11 protein-coding genes and 1 pseudogene are annotated in these 14630 nt (G+C 42.5%); 4 read left to right on the forward strand and 8 right to left on the reverse strand.

Annotated elements, in window-relative coordinates; genetic code table 11:
• Window positions 1–42: 42 nt before the first annotated feature.
• The 7 genes and pseudogenes from FD12_RS05215 to dnaA all read right to left on the reverse strand — a co-directional run.
• Window positions 43–888, reverse strand: a pseudogene (locus FD12_RS05215) (alpha-hydroxy-acid oxidizing protein); the annotation flags it as partial.
• A gap of 595 nt (window positions 889–1483) precedes the next feature.
• Entirely contained in the window at window positions 1484–4045 is a 2562-nt protein-coding gene (gene gyrA, locus FD12_RS05220) for a DNA gyrase subunit A (RefSeq protein WP_056982043.1), read from the reverse strand.
• Between the two features lie 274 nt (window positions 4046–4319).
• Complete coding sequence (gene gyrB / locus FD12_RS05225) at window positions 4320–6263, reverse strand: DNA topoisomerase (ATP-hydrolyzing) subunit B (protein ID WP_056982044.1); 1944 nt, start codon at window positions 6261–6263, stop codon at window positions 4320–4322.
• A gap of 15 nt (window positions 6264–6278) precedes the next feature.
• Window positions 6279–7397: a DNA replication/repair protein RecF gene (gene recF / locus FD12_RS05230; RefSeq protein ID WP_054748994.1), complete on the reverse strand. Its 1119-nt coding sequence runs from the start codon at window positions 7395–7397 to the stop codon at window positions 6279–6281.
• Complete coding sequence (gene yaaA / locus FD12_RS05235; RefSeq protein WP_082622171.1) at window positions 7394–7636, reverse strand: S4 domain-containing protein YaaA; 243 nt, start codon at window positions 7634–7636, stop codon at window positions 7394–7396. The genes recF and yaaA overlap by 4 nt, the downstream gene beginning before the upstream one ends.
• 305 nt (window positions 7637–7941) lie before the next feature.
• Window positions 7942–9081 (reverse strand): DNA polymerase III subunit beta, encoded by a 1140-nt coding sequence (dnaN, locus tag FD12_RS05240; RefSeq protein ID WP_056982047.1) that lies wholly within the window; start codon window positions 9079–9081, stop codon window positions 7942–7944.
• 193 nt (window positions 9082–9274) lie between these two features.
• Window positions 9275–10624: a chromosomal replication initiator protein DnaA gene (gene dnaA / locus FD12_RS05245; protein WP_056982048.1), complete on the reverse strand. Its 1350-nt coding sequence runs from the start codon at window positions 10622–10624 to the stop codon at window positions 9275–9277.
• A 503-nt stretch (window positions 10625–11127) separates the two neighbouring features.
• Between dnaA and rpmH the strand changes: the two genes are divergently transcribed.
• The 4 genes from rpmH (at window position 11128) to FD12_RS05260 (ending at window position 14017) form a co-directional block, all read left to right on the forward strand.
• A complete protein-coding gene (rpmH, locus tag FD12_RS13515) occupies window positions 11128–11262 on the forward strand; it encodes a 50S ribosomal protein L34 (protein WP_008857207.1) in 135 nt (44 codons plus the stop codon).
• 59 nt (window positions 11263–11321) lie between these two features.
• Complete coding sequence (gene rnpA / locus FD12_RS05250) at window positions 11322–11687, forward strand: ribonuclease P protein component (protein ID WP_056982049.1); 366 nt, start codon at window positions 11322–11324, stop codon at window positions 11685–11687.
• Window positions 11684–12520, forward strand: a complete 837-nt coding sequence (gene yidC / locus FD12_RS05255) for a membrane protein insertase YidC (protein WP_054748995.1) — start codon at window positions 11684–11686, stop codon at window positions 12518–12520. The genes rnpA and yidC overlap by 4 nt, the downstream gene beginning before the upstream one ends.
• 171 nt (window positions 12521–12691) lie before the next feature.
• A complete protein-coding gene (locus tag FD12_RS05260) occupies window positions 12692–14017 on the forward strand; it encodes an enolase C-terminal domain-like protein (protein WP_056982050.1) in 1326 nt (441 codons plus the stop codon).
• A gap of 108 nt (window positions 14018–14125) precedes the next feature.
• On the opposite strand, the gene FD12_RS14180 is transcribed toward FD12_RS05260, so the two are convergent.
• Complete coding sequence (locus tag FD12_RS14180; RefSeq protein ID WP_235809036.1) at window positions 14126–14410, reverse strand: cation transporter dimerization domain-containing protein; 285 nt, start codon at window positions 14408–14410, stop codon at window positions 14126–14128.
• Window positions 14411–14630 lie beyond the last annotated feature (220 nt).

Consider the following 14630-nt stretch of genomic DNA (forward strand, 5'->3'; position numbering starts at 1 on the left):
AGCGTTTGTCTCAGTTTTCCTACGCCGCTTTTAGAGATCTCAAACAGTTTCTAAGACATCGAATGAAGCAGGCCCACCGTTTAATTGACGGCCACCATGATTAGAGACATAGACACCAGCAGCTCCAGCTCCAATTGCATACTCGGCATCTTCAGGGGATTCAATTCCCTTTACAATAACTGGTAAATCAGTATAGTTAGCGATCCGCTCAACATCTTTTGGTCCAATCTTTTGAGCAGCGGCAGCATAAATTTCAGCAATTCCCTTGCCCTTACCATCGCCTTCGCTGAACTTGGTCAAGTTGGCCATTGGAATTGGGAACTGGAAGTTGTTAATAATATCAGCTTCACGATAACCATCAACCGTTGCGTCAACAGTTAGGATAATGCCTTTAACGCCAGCTTTTTTAGCTTCATCAAGCAGAGACTCATTAAATGTCCAATCTTTACTCATATAAAGTTGGAAAAATTGAGGAGCCCCACCGCCAGCAGCGGCAGTCTCAGCAATCGAAGTTGACGAATAGGTACTTTGGGCCATTAACCCACCAACGGCAGCAAGCCCTTTAGCCGTATCTTTTTCACCTTGTGCGTGAGCCAATCCCTGAGCAGCGATTGGTGGCATCATAAGTGGCGTCTTCAATGAAAGGCCAAATGCACTGGTTGCCAACTCTGGGTTTTCAATGTTGCTTAATGCCTTGGGGACAATTTGTTTGTGGGTAAATGCTTTTCGGTTTGCCCGCAACGTCCATTCATCTTCGGACCCGCCGACTATGTAACCAAATCCACCGGTAGGAATGATTTGCTTTGCTTGGTCTTCAAGCGAAGGTAAATTTAAAATGTCTAACTTTTTTTCGTTTTCATTTTGCTTGTATCCATTAACAACAACCATATCTAAGGCCTCCATAAAATTAGTCTACTAATCTCATCATGGACAGTGTAACACTTACATTTAGTAAGTCAAAGGATTGCATTTTTATTTTAGAGTGCGAAAACAAGCGATTAGGAATCGGAATATAAGTCGCCTTTGAAGGAAATTCCGGGTTTGGGAATTTTTTTCAAAGGTGCTTACATGCAGATTCCTGCTTGTTGAAGCACATTTTAATCAGAGTGCGAAAACAAGCGGTTAGGAATCGGAGTGTAAGTCGCCTGACGGGGAAATTCCTGTGCTTGGAATTTTTCCGTTAGGTGCTTACATGCAGATTCCTGCTTGTTGAAGCACATTTCAAATCAGAGTGCGAAAACAAGCGGTTAGGAATCGGAATATAAGTCGCCATCATGAATAATTCTCACCACTCCGTACCCTCGAAATAAAGTAATGACCGCAGTTAGCAATCCCTATTGCACTGACTGAAATGCTGGCTAATTCCAAAACACCCGTTAAACAAAGAAAAGGCAATGCATTCTCTCTAAAACCAGAATGCATTGCCTTTTTCACTTAAATTCTGGGATCAGATCGACTGTCTGCCCCATTCTTTCAAAAAAATTTATTCATTATCTTGAGGTTCATCTGTATCTGACTGCTGATCAGATCCATCATCTGGTGTTTGTGAATGGCCATCTGAATTATCGTCCTCATCTTCTTGCTTCTCAACTTTTGCCATCGTTGCAACCTTGGCATCATCGTCCATTCTGATTAAATGAACACCAAGCGTTGCCCGGCCAGTCTGAGAAACGTCATCAACATCGAAACGAATCATGACCCCTTTATCGGTGATTAGCATGATATCTTCGGCCCCGGTAACTGTTGTTAGGCCAGCCAATGGTCCGTTTTTCTCGGTAATATTGGCGGTCTTAATTCCTTTACCACCACGGCCTTTAATTGGATATTCCGCAGCAGCCGTTCGTTTACCATAACCATTTTCGGAAATGATAAAGACTTCGCTGTTTGGCTTCAATGTATCAGCACCAACGACATAATCATTTTCCCGAAGTCTGATTCCGCGAACACCGGTTGCTGAACGACCCATTGATCGAACATCGGCGGCTTTGAAACTCACAGCGTAACCCTTATGCGTTCCAATAATAATGTTTTGATCTTGTTCAACAATCAACACATTAATCACTTGGTCATCGTCTTTCAGATGGATGGCCTTTAACCCGTTACTCCGAATGTTGGCAAATTCTTCTACCGGAGTCCGTTTAACCGTTCCGTGTAATGTGACGAAGAACAAGTCTTTTTCGATATCCTTATTCTTATCAGAAATATTAATGACGGCTTCGATCTTTTCGTCGTTATTAATGTTTAGCAGGTTAATGATTGGAATTCCTTTAGCCGAACGACCGTATTCAGGAATTTCATAACCCTTCATCCGATAAACTTTTCCCGCATCGGTAAAGAATAAGAGCACATCATGAGTAGACGTTGAAACCAAATGTTCCACAAAGTCGTCGTTATGAACGCCCATTCCTTGAACACCCCGGCCACCACGGTTTTGAGCTTTGAATTCAGTGGTTGGAAGGCGTTTGATGTAGCCATTGTGGGTTAAGGAAATAATCACGTCTTCTTCTTCGATCAAATCTTCGTCTTCAAGGCTAAGGACTTCACCAACCAAGAGTTCAGTTCGACGGGGATCACCGAATTTATGTTGAATTTCAAGCAATTCTTCGTAAATGATTTGGTTAACCCGGTCACGACTCGCAAGAATTGCCTTGTAGTCTTCGATGTCTTTCATTAACTGGGCATATTCTTTTTCAATCTTGTCGCGTTCCAAACCGGTTAATCTAACCAATCGCATATCCAGAATGGCTTGGGCTTGTTTGTCATCCAATCCAAATCCTTCGATCAATTGGTTCTTAGCAACATCCCCAGTTTGCGAACCTCGGATAATCTTGATGATTTCATCAATGTGATCCAAAGCAATTCGCAATCCTTCGAGGATGTGAGCTCGGGCTTGAGCCTTCTTTAATTCATACTGTGTCCGGCGTTTGATCACTTCAACTTGATGTTCCAAATAATAATTTAGAATTTCTTTCAAGCTGAGGATCTTTGGCGTTCCCTTAACGATTGCTAACATGTTAAAGCTAAACGATGTCTGCATTAACGTTAATTTATATAAATTATTCAAAATAACTTCGGCACTGGCATCCCGCCGAATATCGATCACAACCCGCATTCCTTCACGGTCGGATTCATCGTTAATATCAGTGATACCTTCAATTCGTTTATCCCGGGCAAGCTCAGCAATTCGCTCAATTAATTTAGCTTTGTTGACCATGTAAGGTAATTCAGTCGCAATGATCCGCTGTTTGCCATCTGGCTTACCTTCAATTTCAACTTTAGCCCGAACAATAATTGACCCTTTACCAGTTTCATAAGCTTTCCGAATTCCGGATTTACCCATAACCACTCCACCAGTTGGGAAGTCAGGCCCAGGCAAAACTTCCATTAAATCAGCGGTCGTTGCTTCTGGATTGTTCATTAGCACGTGGATTGCACTGATGACTTCCGACAAGTTATGCGGTGGAATGTTAGTTGCCATCCCAACAGCAATTCCTGAAGCGCCGTTAACTAATAAGTTGGGAAAACGAGATGGTAAAACACTGGGTTCCCGTTCGGTACCGTCATAGTTAGGTTGGAAATCAATGGTATCTTTGTTAATATCACGAAGCATTTCCATTGCAATTTTGCTCAAGCGGGCTTCGGTATAACGCATGGCAGCCGCACCATCGCCATCGACAGAACCAAAGTTACCGTGACCATCAACTAACATGTAGCGATAACTGAATGGTTGAGCCATTCGGACCATTGATTCATAAACTGCGGTATCACCGTGGGGATGGTACTTACCTAAGACATCCCCAACGATTCTGGCAGATTTCTTGTAAGGTTTATCAGGCGTAACCCCTAATTCATGCATATCGTATAAAATACGGCGATGAACAGGTTTGAGGCCGTCTCGAACATCAGGTAAAGCACGCGCAACAATTACACTCATTGCGTAATCAAGAAAAGATGTCCGCATTTTCTTGGATAGGTCAACATTGGTTATTCGACCTGGAAAGTCTCCATTGTTGTCATTTTCGTTGGCCAAACTATTTACCTCCATTCATATCAAGGGAAGAAGCCGATGTTTCATGTGAAACATTAATTTTTATTTCTGAGGAACAACTATTTATGTGAATGAGTGTTTGTTTGCTGCTATACGACGGTAAGGTACGTTAACAAGCACTATCCCAAATTCCTCTGGCTATATAGATTAGGACCGCTCCGTAAAGCAGAAGTCTGCATGTAAGCACCACCGAGAAAAATTCCAGAACCGGGAATTTCCCTCAGCGGAGACTTACACTCCGACTTCTAATCGCTTTACTCCGCTCACTATTCTACACATCCAAATTCTCCACAAATGTTGCATTATCTTCAATAAACTCACGTCTTGGTTCCACTTTGTCACCCATTAACATTGAGAATACTCTGTCTGCTTCTGCCGCATCCGAAGATTCCACACGCAACAAGTGCCGGTTCTCTGGGTTCATTGTTGTGTCCCAGAGTTGTTCCGCATCCATTTCACCTAAACCTTTGTATCGTTGAATAACAGGCTTTGGTGATGGTTGCAATGTTCCCAAGAATTGGTTTAAGTCTTCGTCAGAATCAATATATCTTGACATTTTTCCTTGACGAACTTGATACAGTGGTGGCTGAGCGACGTAAACGTAGCCTGCATCGATCAGCGGCCTCATGTATCGATAGATGAGTGTCAACAGTAACGTTTGAATATGCGCACCATCGACATCGGCATCAGTCATGATAATTAACTTATGGTAGTTAACTTTTGATAAATCAAAGTCTTCCCCAAAGCCAGTTCCCATTGCCGTAAACAGTGACCGAATTTCTTCATTCGCCAAAATTCGGTCCATGCTGGCTTTTTCAACGTTCAGAATTTTCCCTCGAATTGGCAAAATAGCTTGGGTTAATCGGGACCGCCCCTGCTTAGCTGAACCACCGGCAGAATCCCCCTCGACAATAAACAATTCAGAAATTCGGGGGTCCTTACTGGTGTTATCGGCTAACTTACCGGGTAAGTTACTGATTTCCAAGCCACTCTTCTTTCGAGTGACTTCACGGGCCCGTTTAGCTGCGGATCGGGCTTTTGATGCTAACAAACCGCGGTCAACAATCTTGCGCGCCATTTTTGGATTTTCCATCAGGAATTTAGAGAAGTGGTCACTAAAGATCCGGTCAGTAACGGTTCTAGCATCCGAATTTCCCAGCTTGGTCTTGGTTTGGCCCTCAAATTGAGGGTCTGGATGCTTGATGCTGACAACCGCAGTCGTTCCCTCACGTACATCTTCACCTGAAAGGTTGGCTTCGTTATCTTTGAGGAGCTTATTCTTGCGGGCGTAGTCATTGATCACTCGGGTCAAAGCACGCTTGAAGCCCTCTTCATGAGTTCCGCCTTCGTAGGTATGAATGTTATTGGTAAATGTCATCAATGTATTGTGGTAATCATTGGTATATTGAATGGCTACTTCAACGGTGATCCCGTTTAGGACGCCTTCAACGTAGATTGGTTCGTCAAGCAACGTTTCTTTACTTTTGTCCAAATATTCAACGTAATGCTTGATGCCACCCTCATACATAAAGTCTTTTTCGGTTGGCTTTTCAGGTCGTTGATCACGAATCACAATTCGCAAGCCTTTATTCAAGAATGCTAATTCACGTAATCGAGCAGTTAACACCTTGATGTCATAAGTCGTCGTTTCACGGAAAATATCTGGATCCGGCAAGAAATGAACTCGGGTTCCATGCAAGTCATCAGAAACTTCTTTGATGACCTTCATCTTGGTCTTAACGTGACCACGGGTGAAGTCCATGTAATAAACTTTACCGTCGCGAGTTACTTCAACATCAAGCTCAGAGGACAGTGCGTTCACAACTGATGCACCCACTCCATGCAGACCACCAGAAACTTTATAACCGCCGCCGCCAAATTTTCCACCGGCATGTAAGATCGTGAAGACCGTTTCCAAAGCGGGCTTGCCGGTCTTCTTTTGGATATCAACTGGAATTCCCCGGCCGTCATCGGTCACGGTAATGCTGTTATCCTTTTCGACGGTAACGGTAATTTTGCTGGCAAATCCTGCCAAGGCTTCATCAATTCCGTTATCGACAATTTCCCATACTAAATGGTGAAGGCCTTGTGAGCTCGTTGTTCCGATGTACATTCCGGGACGTTTTCTAACCGCTTCAAGCCCTTCCAAAACTTGAATCTGGCTCGCGTCATATTCGTGAGCTAATTCTTTTTTAGTTTCTTTTTCATCAGCCATATTGTGTCTCCTTCACTACTTTTCCAAGCAAACATTACCGTCATCAATTCGAAATATTTTAGGGTTGGTTAATAATTCCTGCTGAACACCGCTGAGGCTGGTCGTTGTCAAAAACGTTTGTACTTTGTCTTGAATGGCAGTCAGTAAGTGAGTTTGGCGAAAATCATCCAGCTCGGATAAAACGTCATCTAATAGTAAAATCGGATATTCATCGGTTTGTTCTTTCATTAAATCAATTTCAGCCAACTTAACTGAAAGCGCGGTTGTCCGCCGTTGGCCCTGAGAACCAAACGATTGGACCTCTTTATCATTAATGACAAAATTCAGGTCATCCCGGTGAGGACCGATCAAGGTGGTTGAACGCATGATTTCTTTTTCTTTAATTTGTGCGAATTGCTTCAATAAGTTGCGATAAATCGTTTCGACTGAAGACAGCTGATCACTGTCAACGGCTGTTTTGTAGGCAAAAGCCAGGTCTTCTTTACCTTGTGAAATCTCTGAATGGACAACCTTTGCAAACTTTTCCAGCTTCTTAACCAGCTGCAGTCTTTGAAAAATGATCTCAGCACCATAGGCCGAAAGCTGATCGGATAAGACATCCAAGTAAACCCGATCAGATTGAACCTTGTGATGGAGATCTCTTAAGTAACGATTTCGTTGCTTTAATATCTTCTTATATTGAGCGGAATTGTATAAATAGCGATTACTCATCTGGCCAAATTCCATGTCCATGAATTTTCGTCGAACTTGGGGAGCACCCTTCACGATTGAAAGATCCTCTGGGGCAAATAAAATCACATTGAGTTGACCAACATAGCTGGAAAGCTTCGCCTGCTCTAAATGATTCACCTTTGCCCGCTTACCTTTAGGTCCCAAATCAAGTTCAATCGGTACCGATCCCAGTCTTTTCTGAAGAATCCCCTTAATCTGAGCAGTTTGACTGTCCCAATTAATGAGTTCTTTTTCGTTATTCGTTCGATGGCTTCTGGTTAACGCTAAAACGTAAATTGCTTCAAGCAGGTTCGTTTTCCCTTGAGCATTTTCGCCAAGAAACACGTTAATCCCATCCGAAAAATTAAGACTTTGATTGACATAATTACGAAAATGATGGAGCTCAATTTTCGTTAATTTCATTCAGAACCCTGCTTTGAATGAATAAAAAATAAGCCAACGTCAGGAACCTCAACGTGATCACCATCGTATAATTTTCTGCCACGACGATCATCAGGCTCATCATTGACATTAACCGAATTTTCTTTTAGGAACCATTTCGCTTGACCACCGCTACTAATAACTGCTTCTTCTTTAAGTAACTGGCCGAGCGTGATATATGGTCCATCAATGAGTATCTCTTTTTTCACAATTTCACCCACCTTTTACATATAGTATTATACCTCTAATTTCATCAAAAGTACATGCTAACAACGATTCTTGGGCATTCTCAGAACTTTTTGAGTTTTTGGATATTTTTATCAAAAAATAGTGAAAGTTGCTAGAAACTACGTATATGAGCAATTAAATAAATCCGGGGTCCTTTTTTGCTCGGAAAACAGACTGATAACTAAATGACGTTTCCCAGTTTTCACAAAGTCCGTCTGTAGAAACTAAAAAGACCTACCGTCGTGATGAAGTAGGTCTTAGTTAAAATCATAATTTTATTTTATTGGTGGTCTGACTTCTAGAAGGTTCTGATTGGCGTAATTAATTGAATAAAACTATCACTATCCTCAGTTGGCGTTAACGTAAATGGTCGCAGGGCCGAGGTGAAATCAACATTAATGGTTGATTGGCTGAATGAACGGAGGGCATCCTTCATATAATCTGGGTTGAATGAAATTTCCAGTTGATTGCCATCAACACTCTTTGGCTCCAAATCTTCTTCAACGTTACCAACATCCGGGGAGTTGCCATAAATTGTGACCGATTTTTGATCGGGATCCACGGTAATCTTGACCACATTATTTCTTGATTCGTGTGACAAAAGTGATGCCCGTTCGATGGCTGCTAATAGTTCCGGCGCCTCAAATGAAATTCTGGTGTCGTGAGAATCGGGAATTAATCTGGTGGTATCAGGATAGTTGCCTTCTAGTAGCCGCGAATAAAACAGGGTGTCGCCGATGACAAATAAAGCCTGGTTTTCATTGACAGACAATGAAACTTCCTCTTGATCGTCGTCGATCATCCTGGATAATTCAGTCAAACTTTTTCCAGGGATGACAAAATCATAGGAACCTTCAATGGCATTTTCAAGGGTCACTTTCCGTTGGCTTAATCGATGGCTGTCGGTTGCAACTGCCATAACGTGGTTTTCAGAAATTACAAAATGAACCCCGGTCAAAATTGGGCGACTTTCCTGATTGGAAACCGCAACAACTGTCTGGCTGATAATTTGTTTAAATAGATCTGAGGCCAGGGGAATCGATGTGTTGGTTTGAATTTCTGGTAAGTGAGGATAGTTATTGGCATCCAAACCATTAATGGTAAATGAAGACTGACCAGAAGTAATCATGGTTTGGAAATTGTCGCCGACTTCGATTGTAATCGTATCTTGTGGTAATTTTTTAACAATTTCAGTAAAGAATCTAGCAGGTAACACAATGGCACCAGCTGATTCTACCGCTAGCATGTTATCTGGATTATCTGCTTTAATGGTTGTTTCAATAGAGATGTCAGCGTCACTACCTGTTAAAACAATGGCAGATTGACTGGCAACTAATTTGAGTCCCGTTAAGATGGGAATTGTTGTTTTGGTAGAGATTGCTCTGGCTACCGTATTTAATGCTTTTGTAAATGCTGTTCGACCAATTGTGAATTTCATACTTTGAATCAACCTCCCGGAAAGTGGTGAAGAATATATATTTAATTAATAAAAGAAAAAGAAGTAACAGTAGGCACTGTGGAAATGTGGATAACTTTTCTGAAGTCTTTAGTTATCGCTAAGAAAGCTGTGGATAAAACTGTGCACAACTTTTACTTTTTACTATTAATTATCCACAGGCAATTATACCATTTTAGTTGAGGGCACTTTTTATATCCGCAATTTCTTTTCGTAAATCTGCATCAATTTTAACGATTTCGGCAATTTTATCGCAAGCGTGAATGACCGTGGTGTGATCTTTGCCGCCAAATTCTTTCCCAATTTTAGGCAAAGAATTGCTGGTCATTTCTCGTGACAGGTACATCGCAATCTGGCGCGGCATCACGATTGATTTCATGCGCTTTTTTCCTTTTAAGTCATTAATGGACACATGAAAATAATTGGCAACCTTGTTTTGGATGTCGACAATTGAGAGCTCCCGGTTCGCTTTGGTTAACTTGAGGCCGCGTAATGCTTCATAAACCAGATCGGTTGTAACCGGCTCGTTCTTGAGCTTTGAGTAGGCTTGAACCCTTGATAGAGCGCCTTCTAGTTCCCGGACGTTGGAATCAATTTGGCCGGCAATGTAGGCTAAAGTATCGTTTGGAATCGAGAGGTTGTCCAATTTGGCTTTATTTTTCAAGATCGCAATTCGTGTTTCTAAATCAGGTGGCGTAATGTCAACTGGCAGCCCCCAGGCAAAGCGCGATACCAAGCGTTCCTGCAGCTTTGGAATTTCTTGGGGAACCCGATCGGATGTCAAAACGATTTGTTTATTGTTATTGTAGAGCGCATTAAAAGTATGGAAGAATTCTTCTTGCGTTCCTTCCTTTTGAGCGAAGAATTGGATATCATCAACCATTAAAATGTCGACATCTCGATATTCGCGACGGAATTCTTCGGTGCGGTTTGTTTGGATGGCGTTGATGAAGTCGTTTGTAAAGGCTTCACTGGTCACATATTTAACGTTAGTTTCTGGATGATCTTCCAGGCGTTTATTCCCAATCGCTTGCATCAAATGGGTTTTGCCAAGGCCGACACCACCGTAGAAAAACAATGGGTTGTAAAGTTTCCCAGGTTCCTCTGAGACAATGAGTGCCGCAGCGTGGGCCATTTGATTTCCTTTGCCGATAATAAAATTATCAAAAGTATAGTTTGGGTTAAGATGAGTTTCTTTACTGAAGCCCATATCGCCCTTAGGTAGGCCATCTGAGCTGGTTGATGGTGCTTCAGGTTTTGGTTCTTCCTTTTGGATATCGGATTCGAGAACAAATTTAGGTTCAATGTTTCCCTTGGTGATGATGTAGGCATATTCAATCAAGTTGGGAGCCAGTTGTTGTTTCCAGTAGTCCAAGTGTAATTCAGAAGGTAGAGCTAAAGTAAGTGTGGCACCGTCAAAGCTAACGGGTGTAACCGGCTTGATCCAGGTGTCGTAAGTCAGATCAGTCGTATTGCTACGAAATTGATCGCTTAATTTTTGCCATAAAGAATCCTTATCGAGCACTTTAAATTTCCCCCTCTGATTTTTGAGTCGTTTTTGAAAAGCAAATTAATTCTAGCATTCCCGATAAAAGTTTTCCACAGGCAAAAAGGGCCTGTGCATAAATGTTTCACAGGGAGTGTAAAAAGGTATAACCCACTTGTGGATAAGTGGAAAACGACGGTGAAAATATGGGTTAATCACAGGTAACTGTGGATAACTAAAACTAATATCATCGGCTTTTCTAACAAAAAACAAAAAGAAATCCACACCCTGTGGATAACTTTACAAACAATCTGTTCCTCTGTGGATAACCCTGTTCATAGTGGCCAAAAAAGTCAGCCAACTTTCCGGAGTTATCCACACTAATTGTTCATGAAACAAATTTTAAATTTTTTTATTTTTTTCTGAACAGTCAAAAGCCTATTCCATTAATTGGCAATCTATGTTAATATATTTGGGAAATGCATTTGAACATCTGTCATTAAATGCTTAAACGCGACTTCGAAGTAAAGGAGGATTTCAAAATGAAAAGAACATATCAACCAAAGAAGCGTCATCGCGCTCGCGTTCATGGTTTCCGTAAACGCATGAGCAGCAGCAATGGTCGTAAAGTGTTAGCACGTCGCCGTCAAAAGGGTAGAAAATCATTGTCTGTATAGACCACTGACCATTCAGTGGTCTTTTTCATATTTTTTTATCAAATTTGTGGAGATGGATCATGCGAAAATCATATCGAGTAAAAAAAGAGTCGGAGTTTCAAAAGGTATTTGAGACTCATAACTCGGTTGCAAATCGTCAATTTGTTGTCTATACATTAGACAAGCCTAATCAGCCACATTTTCGCGTCGGAATTTCTGTAGGTAAAAAGATTGGTAATGCCGTACATAGGAACTGGGTGAAGAGGCGGATTCGGCAGTCATTGCTTGAATTGAAGCCCGATTTGCGACAAGATGTTGACTTCATCGTGATAGCCCGCCCATCAACGGATCAAATGTCAATGAAAGACGTTAAAGCCGGCTTGATTCACGTACTTAAGTTAGCAAAGCTGATCGATTCCAACTATGATAGTGGGGAAAAACGTTGAAAAAGAGAATAAAGAAATTACTGGTATTACTGTCACTCGTGAGTTTGACAGTTGTCCTTTCCGCCTGTAGCAATGCACCAATCACCAATCACAGTACTGGTATTTGGGATGGTTGGGTTGTTCTAAACTTCTCACGGGCAATTATCTGGTTGTCCAAGTTCTTTAGTGATAATTATGGAATGGGAATTATTATCTTTACCATTCTGGTCCGAATTGTCATCTTGCCACTGATGGTTTACCAAACCAGAAGTATGCGAAAGACTCAGGAAGTTCAGCCACAACTGAAAGCTTTGCAGAAGAAATATTCTTCCCGTGATGCTGAAACGATGCAAAAGCTTCAGGCTGAACAGAAGAAACTTTATGCCGAAGCCGGGATCAACCCAATTGCTGGTTGTTTGCCACTGATCGTGCAGATGCCAATCCTGTTTGCTTTGTATCAAGCAATCTGGCGAACGCATATTTTGAGAAGTGGGACGTTCTTGTGGCTGCAACTTGGTCATCCAGATCCATACTTCATTTTGCCAATCCTGGCGGCGGTCTTTACGTTCATTTCATCCTGGTTAGCGATGAAGGGTCAACCGGAATCAAATTCAATGACCACGATGATGACGGTCGGAATGCCGTTCTTCATTTTAATTATGGCCGTTAGCTTGCCATCCGCCTTATCACTCTACTGGGTGATCACCAACGCCTTCCAAGTTGGGCAAACGCTGGTTATTCAAAACCCATGGAAGATTCGTCGTGAGCGTGAACAAAAACAACGTGAAGAACGTAATCGTCAGCGAGCCGTTCGAAAGGCGATTAGAAGAGCAAAGAAGAGTAAGAAGAAGTAGACTGACTCATTTAAATGAACCGATTCAATTAAACACAAATCCCGTCTTGGCGATCATGGCCTTGGCGGGATTTTTTAATTGGCGTTCAATTAACCGGTTACATTTTCTGGTCGAACGGGTAAACTGAACTTATTAATGTGAGTGATTGTATTGATCAAAGGAGTGAAATTAATGACGGTTCCAATTATTCGGAAGATGGACGTGTATCCAGTTGCTGGTTATGACAGTATGTTACTGAACTTGAGTGGTGCTCACGGACCGTTTTTTACCAGAAACATTGTGATTTTAACGACTGATAGAGGCGTGCTGGGCGTTGGCGAAGTTCCCGGTGGTGAAAAGATTACCCAGGTATTAATCGAATCGAAATCATTAGTGATCGGTAAAAGCCTCGGTGAGTATAAGCAAGTGCTGCAAATGATGCGAAAGAAATTTAGTGAGCTGGACGCTGGTGGCCGCGGCAATCAGACGTTTGATCAACGGATCATGATTCACGCGGTTACGGCGGTAGAGACGGCTTTCTTGGACTTGCTTGGAAAATATCTGCACGTTCCCGTTGCTGCATTGCTGGGGGACGGCCAGGTTCGCGAAAAAGTGGCTGTGCTCGGTTATTTATTTTACGTCGGTGATCGAACCAAGACAGATTTACCATATCTGCATGACGATCAAAGTGATGACTGGGGCAAGATTCGGCGTGAACCAGCGATGACGCCCCAGGCAATTGTTCGCCAAGCCCAGGCTGCCTATGATCGGTATGGGTTTAAGACCTTTAAGCTAAAGGGGGGCGTGTTTGAGGGCGCAAAAGAAGTTGAAACAATCAAAGCTCTGCATGAAGCCTTTCCCGAGGCTAAATTAGATCTTGATCCCAATGGCGGCTGGTCTTTGAAAGAGGCGTTGACCTACGCCAAAGAGTTGAAGGGAATTTTGACCTACATCGAGGATCCTTGTGGGGCCGAAGCCGGTTTTTCTGGTCGAGAAATTTTAGCTGAATTTCAAAAGGCCACTTTTTTGCCGACTGCAACGAACATGGTTGATACGGATTGGCGACAAATGCGTCATGCCATTACGTTGAACAGTATTTCGATTCCGTTGGCTGATCCCCATTTTTGGACGATGGCCGGATCAGTCCGAGTGGCCCAACTATGTGACGAATTTGGGCTCCATTGGGGGATTCATTCCAATAATCACTTTGATATCTCATTGGCGATGGCTGCCAATGCCGCTGCTGCGGCTCCTGGTGATATCTACGCAATTGACACCCACTGGATTTGGCAAGACGGGCAGTATCTAACAAAGAACCCATATCAAATTAAAGATGGTCAATTAACGGTTCCAGCGACTAATGAGGGGTTGGGAGTGGAAATCAACCTTGAGGCTGTCCGAAAAGCGAATCAGTTGTATGAGGATCATCATCTTGGGGCCAGGGATGACGCGGCAGCTATGCAGTATTTGATTCCTGGCTGGCAATTTGATCCACATCGACCGGCGTTCGTCCGATAGAAACGTAAACCAAGAAACGAGCAAGCGCTCATCCAGCAGTTGAAAGCTCTGGATAGGTGCTTGCTCGTTTATATTTAAATTAAACTATTGATGAAACCTTGCTCATTTCTAATCCACGTTAGCTGGATTATCTCGCAAACTCACTGGATAGGCCATCACATCGGCGTCCAAAATATCATATTGCTCCATCAGGGCATGTTCGACTTTTTCGCCGATCATAAACGCCGTCTTTAAGTTTGTGTCGTCATCCAAGTAAACGCCGATCTTCATGACAACTTGATCCCCAAGCCACCGAGGTTCAATTCCTTGAACGGCGATTACACCGGGAACTTCTCTAATGGTTTTGCTGTACTTTTCGATTGACGCCGGGTCAAATCCTTCCGTGAGCCGCATAATGGTGGTCTTAAAAATTAAGATTGACGCATGCAAAATCAAGAAACCAACGACAATTGTGGCAACCCCATCAAGCCAATGCGCCCCTAAATACGCACCACCAATGGAAAGAAAAGTGCCAAGACTGGTCCAGGCATCGCTCTTTAAATCTTGGCCGGAAGCTTTTAGAAGCTGTCTAAAATCTCTTAAGTAATAGTGCTAAAAACGCTAAAACGACCAT

The organism is Lentilactobacillus rapi DSM 19907 = JCM 15042 (genome assembly GCF_001436255.1).
In the GTDB taxonomy this organism is placed as follows: domain Bacteria; phylum Bacillota; class Bacilli; order Lactobacillales; family Lactobacillaceae; genus Lentilactobacillus; species Lentilactobacillus rapi.